The organism is Paenibacillus oceani (assembly GCF_014705615.1).
GTDB lineage: Bacteria > Bacillota > Bacilli > Paenibacillales > NBRC-103111 > Paenibacillus_AB > Paenibacillus_AB oceani.
Genome location: NZ_JACXJA010000065.1, coordinates 21,472 through 41,940, shown reverse-complemented (window position 1 = coordinate 41,940; position 20,469 = coordinate 21,472). Strand labels below are relative to the sequence as shown.

At 55.6% G+C, this 20,469-nt stretch carries 15 protein-coding genes; 14 read left to right on the top strand and 1 reads right to left on the bottom strand.

Annotation, left to right across the window (positions count from 1 at the left end; translation table 11 throughout):
- Positions 1-627: 627 nt before the first annotated feature.
- Positions 628-1,467: an SDR family oxidoreductase gene (locus tag IDH45_RS32330; protein ID WP_223837217.1), complete on the top strand. Its 840-nt coding sequence runs from the start codon at positions 628-630 to the stop codon at positions 1,465-1,467.
- 153 nt (positions 1,468-1,620) lie between these two features.
- Here IDH45_RS32330 and alr read toward each other — a convergent pair whose 3' ends face one another.
- Entirely contained in the window at positions 1,621-2,787 is a 1,167-nt protein-coding gene (alr, locus tag IDH45_RS32325) for an alanine racemase (RefSeq protein ID WP_190932282.1), read from the bottom strand.
- A 277-nt stretch (positions 2,788-3,064) separates the two neighbouring features.
- On the opposite strand from alr, the gene IDH45_RS32320 reads away from it, so the two are divergent.
- The 13 genes from IDH45_RS32320 (at position 3,065) to IDH45_RS32260 (ending at position 19,781) form a co-directional block, all read left to right on the top strand.
- Complete coding sequence (locus tag IDH45_RS32320; protein WP_190932281.1) at positions 3,065-3,499, top strand: NfeD family protein; 435 nt, start codon at positions 3,065-3,067, stop codon at positions 3,497-3,499.
- Positions 3,500-4,435, top strand: a complete 936-nt coding sequence (locus IDH45_RS32315; protein ID WP_190932280.1) for an SPFH domain-containing protein — start codon at positions 3,500-3,502, stop codon at positions 4,433-4,435.
- A 256-nt stretch (positions 4,436-4,691) separates the two neighbouring features.
- Positions 4,692-6,557, top strand: coding sequence for an MHYT domain-containing protein (locus IDH45_RS32310; protein ID WP_190932279.1), 1,866 nt, complete (start codon positions 4,692-4,694; stop codon positions 6,555-6,557).
- Positions 6,558-6,607: 50 nt separating this feature from the next.
- On the top strand, positions 6,608-7,432 hold the full coding sequence (locus tag IDH45_RS32305; RefSeq protein WP_190932278.1) for a helix-turn-helix transcriptional regulator: 825 nt from the start codon (positions 6,608-6,610) through the stop codon (positions 7,430-7,432).
- Between the two features lie 333 nt (positions 7,433-7,765).
- Positions 7,766-9,046 (top strand): ABC transporter substrate-binding protein, encoded by a 1,281-nt coding sequence (locus IDH45_RS32300; RefSeq protein WP_190932277.1) that lies wholly within the window; start codon positions 7,766-7,768, stop codon positions 9,044-9,046.
- Positions 9,047-9,377: 331 nt separating this feature from the next.
- Entirely contained in the window at positions 9,378-9,653 is a 276-nt protein-coding gene (locus tag IDH45_RS32295; protein WP_397327123.1) for a DUF1294 domain-containing protein, read from the top strand.
- Positions 9,654-10,434: 781 nt separating this feature from the next.
- Entirely contained in the window at positions 10,435-12,006 is a 1,572-nt protein-coding gene (locus IDH45_RS32290) for a helix-turn-helix domain-containing protein (RefSeq protein ID WP_190932275.1), read from the top strand.
- Positions 12,007-12,289: 283 nt separating this feature from the next.
- Complete coding sequence (locus tag IDH45_RS32285) at positions 12,290-13,243, top strand: ABC transporter permease (protein WP_190932274.1); 954 nt, start codon at positions 12,290-12,292, stop codon at positions 13,241-13,243.
- Entirely contained in the window at positions 13,233-14,180 is a 948-nt protein-coding gene (locus IDH45_RS32280) for an iron chelate uptake ABC transporter family permease subunit (RefSeq protein ID WP_190932273.1), read from the top strand. Before IDH45_RS32285 ends, IDH45_RS32280 begins: the two co-directional genes overlap by 11 nt.
- Positions 14,177-14,935: an iron ABC transporter ATP-binding protein gene (locus IDH45_RS32275; protein ID WP_190932272.1), complete on the top strand. Its 759-nt coding sequence runs from the start codon at positions 14,177-14,179 to the stop codon at positions 14,933-14,935. The genes IDH45_RS32280 and IDH45_RS32275 overlap by 4 nt, the downstream gene beginning before the upstream one ends.
- 76 nt (positions 14,936-15,011) lie before the next feature.
- Positions 15,012-15,980, top strand: coding sequence for a siderophore ABC transporter substrate-binding protein (locus IDH45_RS32270; protein ID WP_190932271.1), 969 nt, complete (start codon positions 15,012-15,014; stop codon positions 15,978-15,980).
- Positions 15,981-16,165: 185 nt separating this feature from the next.
- Positions 16,166-17,914 (top strand): ABC transporter ATP-binding protein, encoded by a 1,749-nt coding sequence (locus IDH45_RS32265; protein ID WP_190932270.1) that lies wholly within the window; start codon positions 16,166-16,168, stop codon positions 17,912-17,914.
- On the top strand, positions 17,898-19,781 hold the full coding sequence (locus IDH45_RS32260) for an ABC transporter ATP-binding protein (RefSeq protein WP_190932269.1): 1,884 nt from the start codon (positions 17,898-17,900) through the stop codon (positions 19,779-19,781). Before IDH45_RS32265 ends, IDH45_RS32260 begins: the two co-directional genes overlap by 17 nt.
- Positions 19,782-20,469: the final 688 nt, after the last annotated feature.

Sequence of the window (20,469 nt, the reverse complement as noted above, 5' to 3'; positions counted from 1 at the left end):
GCTCCTATTAAAAAATAGTTCCATTACTTTTCATTACACAAATTTCCCATCATTCAAACCATCTTTTTTGAGGTACCTAAGTAGTTACGGTTTGGACCTCTTATTTTGTTGGAAACCCGCTTGAAATCGAAAATAGGAGCTTTTTGCAGCTCTTATAATCCGCGAAAACGTCTGCTGACCATCAGATGAGTTGAAATAAGGGGTGCAACCCGCCTCTATTCGCTTCAATCATCCACATATGACGAAAATAGAGGATGCAAAAGACCCTTATTCTTTTTAAAGACTAACTTTGAACCAGTACGTATCGTTATCAGCGAAACTGAACTTTCCTGCTGCTAATCCACCCGCCCCCGAGGTCGAACCCGAATCCGACCCGAACCCCGAGCCGAATCCGAACCCCGAACCCCGAACCCCGAACCCCGAACCCCGAACCCCGAACCCCGAACCCCGAACCCCGAACCCCGAACCCCGAACCCCGAACCCCGAACCCGATCTCTCAACCTCTACCCTACCGCTAACTCAGAGTCATAGATGACCCAAAAGGCGATCAGGCGAACAAGCAGGAATGCTGACTGAAGGAGGCGAATGATGTGGGAGGGAGTTTGTTCGGATAAGGAGGAACCATCGATGGGAAAAGTGGCGTTCATTACAGGCACGTCGAGCGGCTTCGGCTTGCTGACGGCCGTCGTTCTCGCCGGGAAAGGGTACAAGGTTGTCGCTACGATGCGGGATTTGTCCAAGCAGGAGGCGTTGCTGCACGAAGCCGCCCGCGCCGGCGTAGACGCGGATGCGTTAATTGAGACGGTGCGTCTCGACGTGACCGACTCCGAGGAGGTGGCGCGCGTCGTCGCCGATGCGATAGCCCGGTACGGAGCTATCGATGTTCTGGTCAATAACGCCGGCTTCGCTCTCGGCGGGTTCGTCGAGGAGGTGCCACTGGAAGACTGGCGGCAGCAGATGGAGACGAACTTCTTCGGGCTGATCGCCGTGACGAAGGAGGTGCTGCCCTCCATGCGGGAGCGCGGGAGCGGCACGATCGTTAATATCGGCAGCGTCAGCGGCCGGATCGCCTTTCCGGGATACGCCCCGTACGCCGCTTCCAAATTCGCCGTCGAAGGGTTCAGCGAGAGTCTACGGCACGAGATGGCTCCGTTCGGCGTACGGATCGTGCTTGTCGAGCCCGGCGCCTACCGGACGGCAATATGGGGGAAAGGGATCGCCGCCATCCGGACGAGCGAGGCTTCGCCGTATGCCGGTCCGATGAAGGCGATGATGAGCTACTCGCAGCGGGCGGCAGAGACGGCTCCCGACCCGCGCGAAGTCGCCGAACTGGTCGGCCGGATCGCGGATGCCAGATCGCCCCGCCTGCGCTATGCGCTCGGCAGAGGCTCCGCGCTGCTGCTGGCGGCGAAGGCGCTGCTGCCGTGGAGCTGGCTCGAAGGCGCAATACGCCGCGCACTGCGCTGATCGAGCCCAGCGCCCATTATGATGCGGCTCGTCCGCCGGACGCACCCAGCCAAGGAGCCGGACAACCCGCCGCCCGGCTCCGTCCTCGCACGCGAAATGCCCGCATTCCGGCGTACACGCTTGTCACCCGGAGCTAAGCATCGCGCGCCCGGCTCAAACTTGCCCGCATCCGGCATATACCCTCGGCACCCGCCGGCCCAGCATACATACGACCTCATAGTGGATCGTATCCAGCTTGTCGGCGACTTCGCCGATCGGGATGTACCGCTCCGGCACGCCTGGCGTTCCACCGAACAGCACCACTTCGTCGCCGATGCCGGCGTCAGGCAGCGCGGAGACATCGAGAATCGTCTGGTCCATGCAGACGCGGCCGACGATCGGGACCCGCACGCCGCCGACGAGCGCGCTGCCGTTGTTGGACAGCCGTCTGGACCAGCCGTCGGCATACCCGATCGGAATCGTCGCGGCGGTCATCTCCCGGCCGGCCGTGAACGTCCGTCCGTATCCAACCGACTGTCCGGCGGCAAGGCGCCGCACGTCGGTTATTCTGGTCTTCAGCTGCATCGCCTGCCGCAGCGGATAGTCGTCCTCCGCTCCGGTCACCGGCGGCAGTCCATATAAAGCGACGCCCACCCGGACCATATCGAGATGCATATCCGGATAACGAACCGTCGCCGCGCTGTTGCAGCAATGTTTGACGGGAATGTCGATCCCGTGACCGGACAAATGGCCGGTCCAGTCCAGAAACGTGCGGAACTGCCGCTCGGTGTAAGCCGGGTCCGGGTTGTCGGCGTCGGCGAAGTGGGTAAACATGCCCTCGAGCCGCACCCGGTCCGACGATAACGCCAGCCGCGCCAGCCGCAGGGCGTCCGACTTGCTCGTTACGCCTAGTCGGGACATGCCGGTGTCCAGTTTGAGATGCAGGACGGCGGTACTCTTCGCCCGCTCCGCCTCGGCGATAATTGCCCGGACGGATTCCTCCGTATACACGGTCAAAGCGATTCGATGCCGGAGGGCGAGCGGAATAGCAGCAGACGGCGTGCTTCCCAGCACGAGAATGGGGCAGTCGAGCCCCGCTTCCCTGAGCTCCAGCGCCTCTTCCAGTATGGCGACCCCTAGCGCTTCGGCGCCTGCGGAGAGCGCTGTTTTTGCCGTTTCTACGGCACCGTGTCCGTAGCCGTTCGCTTTCACGACGGCCATCAGCCGGCAGCTCTCGGCGATTTTGGTGCAGAACAGCTTCGTATTGCGGGCGACGGCGTCCAGCGACACCTCGGCCCGCGTTTCCCTGTAGAAGGGGGGATTCAGTCCGGTTTCATTCATAACTAACAGCACTCCTGACTTCCGACATTCGGTCCTCATTTCAGTATAGTTCGCTTGGAGGGCCAGCGCATTATGGGACGTCTACAAAAACAGGGGAGGTTATTTGTCAACATTCACAAACGGATGCATACACCATTGCTCCATTATACGTACCGGCCAGGTTCCGGCAACACCGGATCGGCTGCACGGCATAGAAACAAAGGGGACGCGTTGCGGCAAAAAAGAGGAAATAAGCGGCTCCGTACCGAATAAACTTAGGCAGAAAGGGGGCGGCTCCATGGAGATATGGGCGATCTGGCTAATTATAGCCGGTGTGCTGCTGATTGTGGAAATGCTGACACTTACTTTTTATTTATTATGGTTCGGACTGGGCGCGTTGGCTGCCGCTGCAGTCGCCTGGCTGTTTCCAGAGTCGTTCGCCGCACAGGCGCTCACGGGCAGCGTGGTCGTTATCGTGCTTACGATCTTTACGAAGCCGCTCACCCGGCGGTTTCGCAAGTCGCGCGGATTCAAGGACGCGGTGGACGATCTGGTCGGCAGGCAGGGAATCGTCGTGGAGGATATTACGGCGGATAAGCCGGGGATCGTCAAGATCGGCGGAGATACGTGGAGCGCCGTAGCGGATGAGTACGTGGGCAAGGGGGAGACCGTTGTTATCGTGAATCGCGGCAGCGCGGTACTCGAAGTACGCAGATGGGGAGGCTCGGTATAAATGGGTGCGTGGGTTACTATTATTATTTTGGTTCTTGTACTCGTTATTGCGGCGTTATCGATCAAGATCGTACCTCAGCAAAGGGTCGGAGTCGTGGAGCGGCTGGGCAAATTCAACCGGCTGCTGACGCCGGGCGTCAATATTCTCGTTCCGATCATCGATCATGTACGCACGTATCACGATCTGCGCATCCAGCAGGCGAACGTGCCGCCGCAGACGGTTATTACGAAGGATAACGTGCAGGTGCAGATCGATACGATCATCTTCTATCAGGTGACCGGACCCGAACAGGCGACCTACGGCATCTCCGATTATGTATACGGGGTGCGCAATATAAGTACGGCGACTATGCGGCAAATCATCGGGAAAATGGAGCTGGACGAGACATTGTCCGGACGGGAGAAAATCTCATCCGACATTCGTATAGCTCTGGATGAAGCGACCGAGAAATGGGGCGTCCGCATCGAACGGGTCGAAGTGATCGACATTCAGCCTCCCGGGGACATCCAGGAGGCGATGGATAAGCAGATGAAGGCCGAGCGCAGCAAGCGCGCGATCGTGCTGGAAGCGGAAGCGGCCAAGCAGGATATGATCTTGCGGGCGGAAGGCGACAAGCAGAGCAAGATTCTGAAGGCGGAAGGCGACAAGGAAGCGAGAATCCGGGAAGCGGAAGGGCTGCGGCAAGCTCAGGAACTGGAGGCGCTCGGTCAGGCGAAAGCAATCCAGCACGTCGCAGAGGCCGAGAAGTCGCGGATCGAGATGCTGCGGGCGGCCGGTCTTGACGAGCATGTGCTTACCTACCGCTCGCTGGAGACGCTGACGGCCATCTCGAACGGCCCGGCGAACAAAGTATTTATTCCGACGAGGGCTGTCGAGACCTTGGGCACCATCGGCGCCATCGGCGAAATGCTGGGAGCGGTCAAGAAGGATAAATAACGACCTTCACGGCAAGCAAGAATAAAGGAATAACCGCTTCCGGTGGCAGCGGTTATTCGTCCGGGCACGAAGCGTTGCATACGCGTTACCGATTGCTTCCCTGCCGCCTTCCTTCCCGATCGGAACTCCGGCTTGTACGTCCCGCCGGATCACAGAAGCGAAGGAGGTGACAGTTACCAACATTTACCCGCGCGGTATGAACAATCTGCTACGATCCGTACCAACCTGCGGTACAGCAAGAGAAAGGGGGAGTATGATGGAATATGCGCATGGTCACTATAATTACGCCCTTGTGGTCCTTTCGGTCGTTATCGCCGTCGCGGCGTCCTACGGCTCGCTTGACCTGACAGGTCGGGCGAGCAAGCTGCACGAACGCAGCAGGAAATACGCACTCATATCGGTTAGTGCGATTACGCTCGGGCTTGGGATCTGGTCGATGCACTTCGTCGGAATGCTGGCGCTCAAGCTGCCGCATCCGGTTACGTATCATTTGATGTGGACGCTGTTTTCTTTACTGCTGGCCATCGGCTCATCCTTCCTCGCGATCCTGTTTGTCTGCCGCAGCGAGCTGAGTTTGTTGCGGTTTAGCATGGCCGGTTTGTGTATGGGCGGAGGGATTGCGACTATGCATTATGTCGGGATGGAGGCGATCCGCAGCGGCTGTACGATTCATTATGAGCTGCTGCCGTTCGTGATCTCGATCCTGATCGCGATTGTTGTCTCTTACTGGGCGCTTTATTTGACGTTCCGTCTCCAGAAAAAGGACTCTCCGCCTATCGGCGACAAGGCGAAGACCGGCGGCGCTCTGTTGCTCGGAGGCGCTATATCCGGCATGCATTACACAGGGATGAAAGCGAGCCATTTCATGAGCTACTCGCCGCCCTATCCGGAAGTTTCGCTGTCCGAGTCCTGGCATTTCCTGCAGACGCCGCTCAGCCCCGGCGTATTGGCCGTGTGGATGGGCGTTACCGGTTTTTTTCTGATCGTCGTCCTGCTCGGAGGCGCTTTTATCGATCGCAAGCTGGCGCTGGAGTCGGCCAAGTCCAGCATTTTGCAGTTCGACGCGTTGTATAACAACAATCCAGATCTCGTCTGCACGTTTGATCTGGAAGGGAAGTTTCTCCATGCCAACCAGGCTGCAAAGCGGTTGACCGGGTATACCCAGGAGGAGCTCCGGGGCCGCAGCTATCGTTCGCTCCTGCCACCGGACCGGATTGCCGCCTCGAACCGGCTGTTCGAGATGGTGAAGCAGGGACAGGCGCAGCATTTCGAATCGGTGTTTCTTCATAAGCACGGGCATCTGCTCGATCTGAGCGTTACCGGCATTCCGATGAGGCAGGGCGAGCAGGTAGTCGCCGTTATTGCGATTTTTAAAGATATTACGCAGCACAAGCAAAATGAAGAGCATTACCGCAAATCGGACAAGCTGGGCATGGCGGGACAATTGGCGGCAGGGGTCGCTCACGAGATCCGGAATCCGCTGACTACGATCAAAGGGTTCGTTCAGCTTTTACGCGGTGGCGCAGTAAAGGAAGAGTTTTATGAGATTATGAGCTCCGAGATTATGCATATCGACCGGATCATTACCGAGTTTCTGCTGCTCGCGAATCATCAGCAATCCGAGTACGTCCGGACGAATCCTGCGGAACTAATGGGACAAGTGCTTACGCTCGTGCAAAGCCAGGCCAATATGAACAACGTCGCGATCGAAACGCAATTCGAGCCGGAGCTGCCGGAGCTGCTGGTCGACCGGAACAAGTTGAAGCAGGCGTTCGTCAATCTGGTGAAAAATGCGATCGAATCGATGACGATGAGCGGCCGGGGCACCGTAAAAGTGGAAATTAGGAGAAAGGGCGGGACGGACATGCTGTTCCGCATTACCGATGAAGGAATCGGGATTTCTTCGGAGATGAAGGCGAAGCTCGGGGAGCCGTTTTACAGTACGAAGGAGAAAGGAACCGGCCTTGGGCTTATGGTATGCTACAAAATCATTAACGAGCATCAGGGCCATATCGAATATTCCGATGCTCCGGTCCGCGGAACGATCGTCGAGGTGACGCTGCCGGTCCCGGGCGGCGCAGGCGGGGAATGTACTGGAATATCGGGCACCAACGACGTATAATTCGGCTATAGGCTTGAGAAGCGGCGTATTTCGGAGGAGGGGATGAGATTATGCGGATCCGATCATTTAATACGCACACGCTCCAGCGTAATCATACGGGCAAAAGCGGAGGCATCCACCCATACGGCGAATTGCTCTGCGTCCGCGCGGGACATGCCGTGCTGGAATGGATGGGGGCCGAGTATACGGCCTCTTCGCCAAGCTTGTTCGTACTGGCGCCGGATACGCCGCACCGGATCATCCGGGTTTCCGAGCCGTTGCGGTTCTGGTACGTCGAGCTCGATATGGAGCCGCACGAGCCTTTCTTTTCGGTGGAGCAAGCCATGCAGTGGAATCGCTTTCAGGAAACCGCGGATTATTCGTCCTCCTCGCTTTGGCTGATCGGGCAGACGCTGGAGCATATCTCCTACTCGGCGGATTGCCTCAGGTCGGAACCTTCGGCCTACGACGAAGAGCTGGTCCGGCTGGATTTGGAGAAAACGATGCGGCTGATCCGCAAACAGCTGCAGACGGCCGATACCGCTTCCGGTTATGCCGATACTTCGACGAAAGCGTTCGTCCAGAGGCTGATGCGGCATATGGAGACCAACTATTATGAACCGATCGATATCGATATGTTATCGAAAAGGGTTCATTTGAACCCGTCTTATGTCATCCGTTCATTCAAAAGCATAGCCGGGGTTACGCCGATCCAATATTTGCACAAGCTCCGGCTGAATGCGGCGATCAGTCTGCTGTCGCATACGGATATGGCGGTTCACCGGATCGCGGAGGAAACGGGTTTTAACAGCGTTCATTATTTCTCGAGACTGTTTAAGCAAAAGCATGGCATCAGCCCCCAACAATGGAGGGATGAGCGGCAGGGCAAACGATAGGAGCGGATGGTTCGGTCTTGGCCGGATGATCCGTTTTTTTTTGGAGCAATGAGGAATGCGGTGTTTTCGCGGACGTAATGTTTTCATCCAACCGGTTAGGGGAGGCATAATCGTCTGTCCGGTGGGAGACCGGGCGGATCTGCGTCGAGATCCGGCGACGGAGAGACGGACAATGTCAAAATCGTTCAACGCCGGCAGGCAAGCTTAGACGGCGCAAGGAACGGGCGAACGGGCCGCTTTCGCATATCGGACACTATTCTGCAACGACCGGACGCGGATATTTTTATAAGATAGAGTCGTAAGTTGCGTGCTAACGACAAGGGGGATAACCAAATGAAAACGTATCGTCGAGTGGGTAGTGTTGCGGCGCTTCTGGCCGTTATTTTGGCGGGCTGTGCCGCCAAGGAATCAACGTCGGGCGGAGAGGTGGGGAAGGAACAGCCGAAACCTCCGGAACCGGTTACGTTGACGTTGTATATGCAATCGGCGTTTCCGATTCAGGATCTGATCGTGGATGCGGTCCAGAAAAAGTACCCGCATATTACACTCAAGCCGCTGCTGCGGCAAAAGGGCCAGCTTCCGGCAGACCTCGTGGCTGCGGGGGATTTTCCGGACCTGATCTACAACAGTACGCCCTGGTACGCCGAGTATATCAATCTGAACGTGCTGCAGGATCTGAATTCGCTGGTCAGCTCGAACGGATTTGATCTGAACAAGCTGGACCCGCTGGCGATCGAGGCGATCAAGCTGTGGGGGACGAAAGGCGAGCTGTACGCGATCCCGATCTACCGCAATTTTGCCGTCATGTATTACAACAAAGATTTGTTCGACAAATTCGGGGTAGCGTATCCTCAGGACGGCATGACCTGGAGTCAGGCGACGGAGCTGGCGCGCAAGCTGACCCGGACCGATGGCGGGGTGGAGTACAAAGGGCTGGATGCCAGCGACATCACGTCCGCCGTATCGCAGTTGACCACGCCTTTCGTCCAGTCGTCGGGAAAAGCGAATCTGGAGGCGCGCGGGTTTGAGACAGCGCTTAACAATCTGCAGACGATCTATAGCATCCCGGGCAATAAGCGCGGCAACAACATGCAGGATTTCTACAAAGGAACGGTTGCAATGTCGACGTTCTGGAACGTGCTTGCGAATTTTGAGGAGCAGCACTTGAAAGGCGCGGCCCTGAATTGGGATATGGTCTCGATGCCGACCTACGACGAGGCGCCGGGCAAATCGTATCAGGTCGATTCGCACAATATGAGCATTTCGTCGCTGAGCAAGCATAGGGAAGCGGCGTTCCAGGTAATCGCTTACCTCACGTCCACCGAGATTCAGCAGGATATTGTCCGGGGCGGCTATGTGTCCGCTTTGGTCGATCCGGCCATGGAGAAAAGCTTCGGCGCCAACCTGCAGTCGTTGAAGGGCAAAAACGTGCAGGCGATCTTTAAGCTGAAGTCGGCCCCGCTGTATCAAGTATCGGTGTACGACTCACTCGTCCGCGCCGAGCTGACCAAAGCGATGAACGAGGTGCTCGGCGGCTCGAAGGACGTCAACACGGCACTGCGGGATGCGAACGACAGGGCAAATAAAGTGCTGGACGCCGAGCGGAAAAAGTAAGACTGGATAGTTGGTTTGCGGCTGGGGCCGGGAGGAAGGCGTGCCGTTCGCGGTGAAACTCCGTGAACCTGATGCGGCCGCTCCGCTTCGGCGGCGCTCCTCCGCCCCGGCTTGTGACGACTGGTACTGAAATCGGGATCGCTCGGATGCGTTCCTGGATTTCAGTACCGGTTTTTAGTTTCAGATTCAGTACCGAGGCCCAGTGGTGGCAAAGCCGGAGCCAGGGCTAATTGTCTTCGGTAAGCATTCGATCGCCGGTAGTTGTTTCAGCGCGACATCTTTCCGTAACCTGTATAGTTTGATAGAATGATAGAATGTGCGGAAGGGGGACGTGCGATTGGCGCTTATTATTTTATATCTGGTAATCATTAATGTGGTCGGTTTTTTTATGTTTGGTTACGACAAGTCGATGGCGGTCCGCAAGCGCCGGCGTGTGCCGGAGAAGCGTTTATTTCTCGTTGCGGCAATTGGCGGGGCGGCTGGAGCGCTGATCGGGATGCGGGCGTTCCGGCACAAGACGAAGCATTTGTCGTTTACGATCGGAGTCCCTGCCCTAATCGCGTTGAATGTGGTCTGTGTCAGTTTGATTATTAAAATGTTCGGCTAACCCCAACCCAGAGCCGCGAAGACCAAGCAGACAACCGGCATATGCTGCATATGAGATATAGTAGACAGCCTTTCGGCGCCGATTATAAGAATACTTGAAAGGGATAAGAGCTACCAACAGCTCTTATTTACTCCTAATCTAACCAATTTATCGAAATAAGGGCTATTGGAAGCTCTTATTTTTTCGTTTTGAGCCCAAAACCAAGATTCCCGCTTCAATAAGAGCTGCGGATCGCTCTTATTTCACCAAAAATGTATCTATCCGCGGAAATAAGAGTCTCAAACCGCTCCTAAACCTCAGCCGCATCGCCCAACGCGGCAACCTGCCCATCTACCGCAGGCAAACGGGTCCAACCCGCCACCATACCGCGCCCGCCACATCATCCAACAACGCACCAACCTGCCCGTCCCCGGACGCAAATGTGTCCACCCCGCCACTGTACCACGCCCGCCGCATCGCCCAACGCGCCAACCTGCCACTATATCGCACCCGCCACCGTAAGGTCGGCTTGCCTGGCCGCTGCAGACCGAATCGATGAACCGTACGAGCGTGACCGCTGAGGTTACTTCGGTTTTTTCAAGAGAGCCCGGGCGGTTGGTCAGGCGTCCATCTAACATTTGCCAAATGTGCCATTCGCATTGCATTGAGAATGGTTTTCAGATAAGATCGATTTGTTGTATGGGCCGCCGAAGGGCGGCTGCTGAATCGGGCATTTCTACCATCCATTCATTGGGCAGCAGAAGAAGCAGATAACCTGAACCTATAGTAAGGAAGTGAGCGGATGAGTGCTGCGGGCGAGTATCGGGACGTATTCCTCCGTTACGTCAAGACGGAAGAACGGATCATAGAGGGCGGACAGTGTATCGAGCTACCGGAGAGAAGATATCCGAAGTTCGCTATGATTAAAAAAGAAACCGTTACGGTTAAGTTCGATCTGGAAGACGGACGACGTACGGGACCTATACATGCGGGTGAGCTCGTCTACATTCCGCCTTATTGCCGGTGCATGATTCATAATGACGAGAGCCGTGCGGCCCGCGTGGCGATGATCCGGTTTCAGGTGGAGCGCCGGGGGCGAGCGGTACCGGAAGGCTTGCAGCCCTATCCGCTGGCGGGGAAAGGCGACGGTTTGTCCGGGTTTCGCGTCCCGCAATCGGTAACCTGGATTCCGGACTTTACGAGCGGCGATCCGAACGCGAAGGTGGAGCCGGCCGTCTATTACCGGCTGCAATCGCATCTGTACGCCATCGCATCCGCCTTTGCCGCCTATGCGGTGGATGCCGAGAAACCGGGCGGCGCTGACGACGAACTGGTCGATTACGTGGAACGGACCAAGCAGCATATGCTGGATCGTTACTCCGAGCCTGCCGATATGGAGCAGCTTGCCCGGTTGTCCGGGGCCAGCTCCAGCCGGTTTTACGAGCTGTTCCGCAGGCAGACCGGGTTAAGTCCGCATAAATTTATGACGACCGTTCGCTTGAACGAGTCGCTGCGGCTGCTGGCCAATTCCCGCATTCCGGTCATGGATGTGGCGCACTCCGTCGGATATGCGGATGAGCTTTATTTTAGCAGATTGTTCAAAAAGCATATGGGCATGTCCCCGACCGAATACGCGTCGTGCGCCCAGAAGCGGATCGTCATCCCGCCGGTTTTCGCCGGCGATATATCGGTGCTCGGCATTATGCCCGAGCTCGTGCTCGACCGCGGATGGTCCGAAGCGCCCGACACCGGCCCTTACATCGAGCAGATCCGAGCCAGCCACCCGGAGCTGATCCTGACTTCGCCGATTACGGAGGAGCTTCGCATCACGCTGTCTTCGATCGCACCCGTCGTATCCCTCGCCTGGAAAGAAAATTCATGGAGAGACCGCCTGCTGCAAATAAGCGAAGTGCTCGACATTTCGACCGTGGCGAAGAGATGGCTTGCTTTTTATGACATCAAAGTGGAGAATGCGAGATTTCACGTCCGCCGCACGTTCGGGGAGACGCCTTATTTGCTGGCCAGCACGTTCGGAGTCCGGTTTCGCGTATACGGCAAACGAACGAGCAAAATCAAAGATTTGTTCTACGATGATTTACAAGTGGCCGCTCCCGACGCTGTCGGCGACATCGGGATGCTGGAGCCGGCGACCTTTGACGAAATCGCGGATATCGATGCCGACAACTTGCTGTTTCTCGCTCCGGAGTCATGGCCGGCCGACCGGTGCGCCAAGCTGGAGGAGCGCTGGAGGAAGCTGAAGGGCAACCGCACGTATACCCGCTGCCTGATCGTCCGCTGCAAGTCGCCTCTGATGTATAACGCCGCCACCTATGAAAGCATAATCGACCGGCTCGTGGGACAGTTTCTCCAATAATCGGACACAAATAGAAAAGTCCATGCGCAAATATAGAAAACTCCATTAAACTAACCGGGTTTTCGTGTAAAATAGGTGGAGTTGATAATGATTATCACTGTTAACTGCAGCGTTCCGAATCTCACGTTGCCTGATCCACAACCGGGAGTTTATCCGCGGTCCGGTCTATGGCGTGCAAGGCATTCGGATCGGTGCACTTGTTGAATGGCGGCATCGCCGCTTCTATTTTTGAGATCTGTTGAGAATGATTATCTTTTCCAATGAAGGAAGTTAACGGGGCGTTATGAAAAAAAGATACTTGATTGCTGCTTTGGTGGTGCTCTCGATCGTCTCCCTGTTTATCGGGGTCAAAAACATTTCACCGCTCGATCTGTTCGATCTGAGCGACGATCAGGTTCATGTCCTGTGGATCAGCCGGTTTCCCCGCTTGATCAGCATCCTGATCGCCGGCGTGAGCATGAGCGTCGTCGGACTGATCATGCAGCAGCTGACGAGGAATAAGTTCGTATCACCGACGACTGCAGGGACGATGGACTCGGCCAGGCTCGGGGTGCTGGTGTCGATGGTTATGTTCGGCGCCGCCGCGCCGCTCATCAAGATGCTGGTCGCGTTCGTATTCGCGCTGGCGGGCACGCTGATGTTTATGAAAATTTTGGACAAAGTGAAATTCAAGGACGCGATCTTCATTCCGCTCGTCGGCTTGATGTTCGGGAACATTATCGGTTCCATTACGACCTTTTTCGCTTACAAGCACGACCTGATCCAGAACATCTCGTCATGGCTGCAAGGCAATTTCTCGCTCATTATGAAAGGCCGGTACGAAATGCTGTACGTCAGCCTGCCGCTGCTCGTCATCTCGTACTTGTACGCCAACCGGTTTACGATCGCCGGCATGGGCGAAGATTTCTCCCGCAACCTTGGGCTGAAGTACAAGCAGGTTGTCAACATCGGACTGATCATCGTCGCGCTCGTATCGTCGGCGAACATTCTGACGGTTGGGATTATCCCGTTTCTCGGGCTGGTCGTGCCGAATATCGTAACGATGTACAATGGGGATCATTTGAAAAAAAATCTCCCTCACACCGCTTTGCTCGGAGCCGTCTTCGTTCTGGTATGCGACATCTTGGGCCGCGTTATTATATTTCCGTATGAAATCCCGATCGGGCTGACCGTCGGCGTCATCGGAAGCGGTATTTTTCTTTACTTGCTGTTGAGGAGAAAGGCATATGAGTCCTAAAGGTAAGCTCGGTATACTGGCGCTGGTCTCCGTCGCGCTGATCGTCGTCTTTCTCGTGATCCAGTCCGGAGGCAACTGGAGCTACATACTGCCGCGAAGAGGGATCAAGATCGCCGCTATCGTGCTGACGGCCGCGGCTATCGCTTTCTCGACGATCGTGTTCCAGACGATAACGAACAACCGGATCTTAACGCCGAGCATTATCGGCCAAGATTCACTGTATTTGCTCATTCAGGTGTTCATCATTTTCGTATACGGCTCGACGAGCTTGTCGATCACGAACAAAAACATCAATTTCGTCATCTCGGTCGCTTTCATGGTCGGATTCGCCTTCCTGCTGTACTGGTTTTTGTTCAGGAAGGAAGGGCGGAATATTTACTACCTGCTGCTGGTGGGCATCATTATGGGTTCGTTTTTCGGCAGCATCACGACCTTTATGGAAGTGCTGATCGATCCGAACGAATTCATGATCGTTCAAGACAAGATGTTCGCCAGCTTCAACCGGATCAATACCGACTTGTTGACAATCTCGATTATCGCGATCGGATTGGTCGGCCTGTACTGCTGGAGAATGGCCAAATATTTGGACGTTCTGTCGCTCGGCCGGGAGCATGCGGTCAACCTCGGAGTTCCGTATAACGCCATTGTGAAAAAGCTGCTGATCGTCGTAGCGGTCCTGATCTCGATCTCCACGGCGCTGGTCGGCCCGATCACATTCCTTGGCCTGCTCGTGGCGAACGTAGCTTACCAGATGCTGAAGACGTACGAGCATAAATATTTGATACCCGGATCGATCCTGATCAGCATCATCGCGCTGGTCGGCGGGCAGCTCGTGGTGGAACGGGTGTTCACCTTCTCGACCACAATCAGCGTCATCATCAATTTCATCGGCGGAGTGTACTTCCTGTATTTGCTCCTAAAGGAGAGTAAATCGTGATAGAGGTCAGAAACGTTACCAAAACATACGGGGGCAAAGCGGTAGTCGAACGCGTCTCCGTGAACATCGAGAAAGGCAAAATCACTTCATTCATAGGTCCGAACGGCGCCGGCAAAAGCACTCTGCTCTCGATGGTCAGCCGATTGGCCGACAAGGACGAAGGGGAGGTGCTGATTGAAGGAGTCGAGCTCGGCAAGTGGAAGAGCAACGATTTGGCCAAAAAAATCTCGATCCTCAAACAGGCGAACCATATCAACGTCCGGTTGACCGTCAAGGATCTCGTCGGCTTCGGCAGATTTCCGTACTCGCAAGGCAGGCTGACGAAGGAAGACCGCGCTTATGTGGAAGAAGCGATCGATTATATGGAGCTCGGGCCGATGCAGAACAAATTCCTCGATCAACTGAGCGGAGGGCAGAAGCAGCGGGCGTTCATCGCGATGGTTATCGCCCAAAACACCGGATACGTGCTGCTCGACGAACCGCTCAACAATCTGGACATGAAGCATTCCGTGCAAATTATGCAGGTGCTGAAGCGGATGGTCAGCGATCTGGACAAAACGATCGTGCTCGTCCTGCACGACATTAATTTCGCCTCGTGTTACTCGGATTACATTGTCGCGCTCAAAAACGGCAAGGTGGTCAAGGAAGGGCCGACCGACGATATTATCAGCACGCCGGTTCTGCAGGATATATACGATCTGCATATCCCGATTCATCAGGTCGACGGCAACAAAATATGCGTCTACTTTAAATGAAGACATACGCGTACCATCCCAACGGTTATGTAGAAATATGATTCACATATAAAAAACGATGAAAAGGTGGTTCCAAATGAAAAGGAATTTTATGATGTTGGCATCATTGTTGATCTTGGCCCTCGTAACGGCCGCATGCGGCGGTTCGGGCGACAAGACGAACGGCGCCGCGCCGTCCGCATTGTCGTCCACATCGGCTCCGGAACAAACGGAGCTGACGATCAAGCACAAGCTGGGCGAATCGAAAGTGAAGAAAAACCCGCAAAAAATCGTCGTATTCGATTTCGGCATTCTCGATACGCTCGACAAGCTCGGCGTTGAAGTGACCGGCGTACCGCAAGCGAACATACCGCCGTACCTGGCCAAATACAAAGACGCCAAGTACAAAAACGTAGGCAGCCTGGTAGAGCCTGACTTCGAGAAAATCAGCGCTATCAAACCGGACCTGATCATCATTTCCGGCAGACAGCAAACCGCCTACGAAGAGCTCAGCAAAATCGGTACGACGATTTTCCTTGGCGTAGATACAGTGAAATATATGGAATCCTACACGGAAAACTCCAAAATCGTCGGACAAATCTTCGGCAAAGAGCAGCAAGTGGAAACCGAACTGAAAGCAGTCAGCGATTCGATCCAGAAGCTGAACCAAAAAGTGAAAGTAAGCGGCAAAAACGCCTTGATCGTACTCGCCAACGAAGGCTCGATCAGCGCTTACGGCGCGGGTTCCCGCTTCGGCATCCTGCATGATGTCATCGGCTTCGAACCTGTGGACAAAAACATTGAAGTTTCGACGCACGGCAAGCCCGTCTCGTTCGAATATATCGCCGAGAAAAACCCGGACTATCTGTTCGTCATCGACCGCGGAGCGGCTGTCGGCGGAGAACCGGCAGCGAAGAAAACGATCGAAAACGAGCTCGTCAAAAAGACCAAAGCGTTCCAAAACGGCAATATCGTGTACCTCGACCCGAACTACTGGTATTTGTCAGGCGGCGGGTTGATCTCGGTCGCCGAGATGGTGAAGGAAGTCGAGAAGGGCGTCAAGTAAACCGGCATAATGGCGCTAGGAAGCGTATAAGCGAACAGAGCTGTCCCGTTAGGTCTCATTCATGACCGGGGTGACGGCTCTGTTTTTTGGGCTGAACCGATAGGTAGTTAGGTAATGATGTGATACCTCTTTGCCGGTTATGGATGTATAATAACGATAGCGCTAATAGGTGAGGAGAGATCGGGTTGCAGTTTTTGAACGTGTATGTCAAAAAGTATTGGAAGCTGTTTTGCGTAGCGGTCTTCTTTCTCACGATTGAAGCGCTGTGTGATCTCATGCTGCCTACGCTGATGGCGAGCATTATCGATGTCGGGGTAGCCGAGAGCCGGATGGATTACATCATGCGGATCGGAGGCCTGATGCTGTTTATTACGGCTGTCGGGGCGTTGTCCGCCAGTGCGCGCAATATCATCGCCAGCCGCGTCTCGCAGAAGTTCGGCACCGAGCTGAGGGCCGACTTGTTCCGCAAGATCCAGAGCTTGTCGTTTACAAGCATCGATCAATTTGAAAGGGCTTCCTTGGTTACCCGGCTGACGAACGACGTGACGCAAGTGCAAAACTTCGTGAACGGACTTATGCGTATTTTCGTAAAAGCTCCCTTGCTCTGCATCGGCAGTTTGATTATGGCCGTCCGGCTTAATCCGCACTTGTCGACCGTCCTTGCCGTCGTCGTCCCCGTCGTCGCTTTGCTCGTCGTGCTGAACATGAAGATCGGCTTTCCGCGGTTTATGAAGGTACAGAAGGCGCTGGACCGGGTCAACGGCGTCATCCGCGAATATTTATCAGGTGTGCGGGTCGTGAAGGCGTTTAACCGGTTCGACTACGAAACGGACAAATTCGACAAGGCGAACGGCGAATACAAAGACCGCTCGGTCCAGGTGATGAGAGCGATGTCCGTGTTTAACCCGGCCATTATGCTGACCGTCAACTTCGGGATCGTCGCCGTCATCTGGATCGGCGGCATCCGGGTGGACAGCGGTCAGATGCAGGTCGGGCACGTGCTGGCCTTTATTAACTATATGACCCAAATCTTAATGTCGCTGCTGATGATCTCGATGGTATTTAACATGTTCGTCCGTGCGCGGGCTTCCGCTGTGCGGATCGGGGAAGTGTTCGCCGAGATGAATACGATGATGTGGAAGGAACAGACGATCCGGGACGTTCCGGCCGCGAGAGGGAGAGTCGATTTCGAAAACGTGACGTTTTCGTACGACGGCCCGTCGGGCGAGCCGGCGCTCCATCGCATCAGCTTCACCTGCTTGCCGGGGCAAACGGTAGGCATTATCGGATCTACAGGTTCGGGTAAGAGCAGTCTGATCGGACTGATCCCGCGTTTTTATGATGCCGATTCGGGTACGGTCAAAGTGAACGGAACGAACGTGCTGGAGGTCGATCCGAGCGCGCTTCGGGAGAAAATCGCCATCGTTCCCCAAAAATCGGTGCTGTTCTCCGGTACGGTAGCGGACAATATTAGGTGGGGCAAGGACGATGCGACCCGCGAGGAGATCGAACACGCCGCCAAGCTCGCCGAAGCGCATGAGTTCGTAGCGGCTTTCCCGGAGGGGTACGATACCGTGCTCGGCCAGCGCGGAGTTAATTTGTCGGGCGGGCAGAAGCAGCGTGTCTCGATTGCGCGGGCGCTCATCCGAAGGCCGGATATATTGATACTGGACGACTGCACCAGCGCGGTAGACGTTGCTACTGAAGCGAAGATCAAGCAATCGTTAAAACAATACGCAAGCAACGTAACGTGCCTGCTCATCGCACAGCGGATTACGTCGGTTATGGATGCCGACCAGATTATCGTGCTCGACCAAGGGGAGATCGTCGGAATCGGCCGGCACGAGCAACTGCTGCGGGAATGCAGCGTATACAAGGAAATCTACGTGTCGCAAATCGGGAAGGAGGTGCAGCCGAATGTCCAAGCCGAATGAACGGACGGATGAACAGCGAAGCCAGGCCGATCTGGCGATGCCGCCGGTGCCCGGCCGGCATCCGGGGGCCGGGGGATTCGGGGCGCGGGGTCGAGGACCGGTCTTAAAGCCGAAAAACTTCAAAGCGACGATGGCGAAACTGTGGAAGTACCTCGGCGGGGAACGGAAGCTGCTGACGGTCATTTTCGTCTTTTTGCTGATCAATGCCGGGATCGGGCTGGCCGGACCTTACTTGATCGGGCTGTCGATCGACACGATGACGGTTTCTGTCGGCGCTGTGGATTTCTCCGTGCTGCAAGTCATTCTGCTTGCGATGATCGCCGCATACGTCATGGACGGACTGCTCACCTTGTTCCAAGGCTGGATGATGGCAGGCGTCTCTCAGCGAATCGTGATGAAGCTCCGGGGCGCGATGTTCCGCAAGCTGCAGAAGCTTCCGCTGGCCTTTTTCGATTCGCGGCCGAGCGGCGAAGTGATGAGCCGGATGTCCAACGACATCGACAACGTCAGTAATACGATCTCGCAGTCGACGGCGCAGCTGATGTCCGGTTCGATCGCGATTGTCGGCTCGCTGACGATGATGCTCGTGCTGAGCCCGATCCTCACGCTCGCGAGTCTGATCACGGTGCCGCTTGTGTACATGCTCGCCCGCACGATTACGAAAAAAACGAGCGTATTGTTCAAGGAACAGCAGGCCCAGCTCGGCAAGCTGAACGGACATATCGAAGAAACGGTATCCGGCCTGCAGGTCGTAAAGGCGTTTAATCGCGAACAGCGTTCGGTTGAAGAGTTCGATAAGGTGAACGCCAAGCTGTACGAAGCGGGGTTAAAGGCGCAAATCTGGTCCGGCTTTATGATGCCCCTGCTCAGCGTCATCAGCAATATCGGGTTCGCGGCCGTGGCGATCGTCGGCGGAATTCTCGCCGTACAGGGAGATATTACGGTAGGGATTATCGCCAGCTTCCTCAGCTATTCCCGCCAGTTCGTACGTCCGCTGAACGAGCTGGCGAACTTGTACAACGTGCTGCAGTCCGGGGTAGCGGGCGCAGAACGCGCATTTGAGGTGCTCGAGGAGACCGAGGAGACCGAGGACCGGCTGGGTGCGGTCGTCTTGACGAATCCGAAGGGACATGTCGTTTTTGAAAATGTCAGCTTCGGCTACCGGCCCGACGTTCCGATCCTGAAAGAGGTCAGCTTCGACGTTCCCGAGGGCAGCAGCACGGCGCTCGTCGGGCCGACGGGAGCGGGGAAGACGACGGTCGTCAACCTGCTGACGCGGTTTTACGATGTGACGGGCGGCACGATCTATATCGACGGCCGGGATATCCGGACGTATACGAGGGACAGCCTGCGCCGCTGCTTCGGCATCGTGCTGCAGGATACGTATCTGTTCTCGGGGACGATCCGGGAGAATATCAAATACGGCAAGCCGGACGCGACCGAAGAGGAGATGACACGGGCGGCGGCTATGGCGAACGCCGACGTCTTCATCCGCAAGCTGCCGAACAAATACGATACGATGCTGACCGAGAACGGCGGCAATTTAAGCCAGGGCCAGCGTCAGCTGCTTGCCATCGCGAGAGTGATGCTGGCGGAGCCGTCGATCCTCATTCTCGACGAGGCGACGAGCAGCATCGACACCCGGACGGAGTTGCATATCCAGGAAGCGCTGCTCCATATGCTGCAAGGAAGGACCAGCTTCATCATCGCGCACAGGCTGAATACGATCCGAGACGCGGATACGATCATGGTCGTGGACCGCGGCGAGATCGCGGAGAAGGGCAGCCACGACGTGTTGATCCGGGAGCAGGGCGCTTATTCGCGGATGTTCCACAATCAATTCAAAAATATCGAGGGGACCAGCTAGGGACGCTGATTAGGCGTGACGCGGCGCGAGAAGCTGGATCGCCGAGGCGCGGTTGACGTGACTGGATGTCATAGGAGTAACATTAGATGTAGCTTGGCGTGATATAACGCGATGTGGGGTAATTGGACGGTTGCTGGACGTGGTTAGGCGTATGCAGGAGTAACATTAGATGTAGCTGGGCGTGACATGACGCGATGAGGGGTAATTGGACGGTTGCTGGACGTGATTAGGCGTATGTAGGAGTAACATTAGATGTAGCTGGGCGTGACATGACGTGATGAGGGGTATTTGGACGGTTGCTGGACGTGGTTAGGCGTATGTAGGAGTAACATTAGATGTAGCTGGGCGTGACATGACGTGATGAGGGGTAATTGGCCGGTAGTTGGACGTGGTTAGGCGTGTGCAGGAGTAACATTAGATGTAGCTGGGCGTGACATGACGCGATGAGGGGTAATTGGACGGTAGTTGGACGTGATTGGGTGGTTGGGCGTAACTTTAGTGCGAATTAGAAGTCTTTTGGGACTCCTATTTCCCACCAATCGCCCGTCCTGGAGTAAATAAGGGATGTTTGGGGCCGTTATTTCGGGCTATATAAGCGAAAAGGGCTGACTGGCCTCGATATAAGAGTCCCAAACATCCTTTAATTTGCTCAGACTGCCGAATTTCCAAGAAATAACGGTCCCAAAAA

Excerpts from the sequence above, each read along its gene's own strand:
- IDH45_RS32330 (WP_223837217.1), top strand. The coding sequence starts at position 628 with ATGGGAAAAGTGGCGTTCATTACAGGCACGTCGAGCGGCTTCGGCTTG.
- alr (WP_190932282.1), bottom strand. The coding sequence starts at position 2,787 with ATGAATGAAACCGGACTGAATCCCCCCTTCTACAGGGAAACGCGGGCC.
- IDH45_RS32320 (WP_190932281.1), top strand. The coding sequence starts at position 3,065 with ATGGAGATATGGGCGATCTGGCTAATTATAGCCGGTGTGCTGCTGATT.
- IDH45_RS32315 (WP_190932280.1), top strand. The coding sequence starts at position 3,500 with ATGGGTGCGTGGGTTACTATTATTATTTTGGTTCTTGTACTCGTTATT.
- IDH45_RS32310 (WP_190932279.1), top strand. The coding sequence starts at position 4,692 with ATGGAATATGCGCATGGTCACTATAATTACGCCCTTGTGGTCCTTTCG.
- IDH45_RS32305 (WP_190932278.1), top strand. The coding sequence starts at position 6,608 with ATGCGGATCCGATCATTTAATACGCACACGCTCCAGCGTAATCATACG.
- IDH45_RS32300 (WP_190932277.1), top strand. The coding sequence starts at position 7,766 with ATGAAAACGTATCGTCGAGTGGGTAGTGTTGCGGCGCTTCTGGCCGTT.
- IDH45_RS32290 (WP_190932275.1), top strand. The coding sequence starts at position 10,435 with ATGAGTGCTGCGGGCGAGTATCGGGACGTATTCCTCCGTTACGTCAAG.
- IDH45_RS32285 (WP_190932274.1), top strand. The coding sequence starts at position 12,290 with ATGAAAAAAAGATACTTGATTGCTGCTTTGGTGGTGCTCTCGATCGTC.
- IDH45_RS32280 (WP_190932273.1), top strand. The coding sequence starts at position 13,233 with ATGAGTCCTAAAGGTAAGCTCGGTATACTGGCGCTGGTCTCCGTCGCG.
- IDH45_RS32270 (WP_190932271.1), top strand. The coding sequence starts at position 15,012 with ATGAAAAGGAATTTTATGATGTTGGCATCATTGTTGATCTTGGCCCTC.
- IDH45_RS32260 (WP_190932269.1), top strand. The coding sequence starts at position 17,898 with ATGTCCAAGCCGAATGAACGGACGGATGAACAGCGAAGCCAGGCCGAT.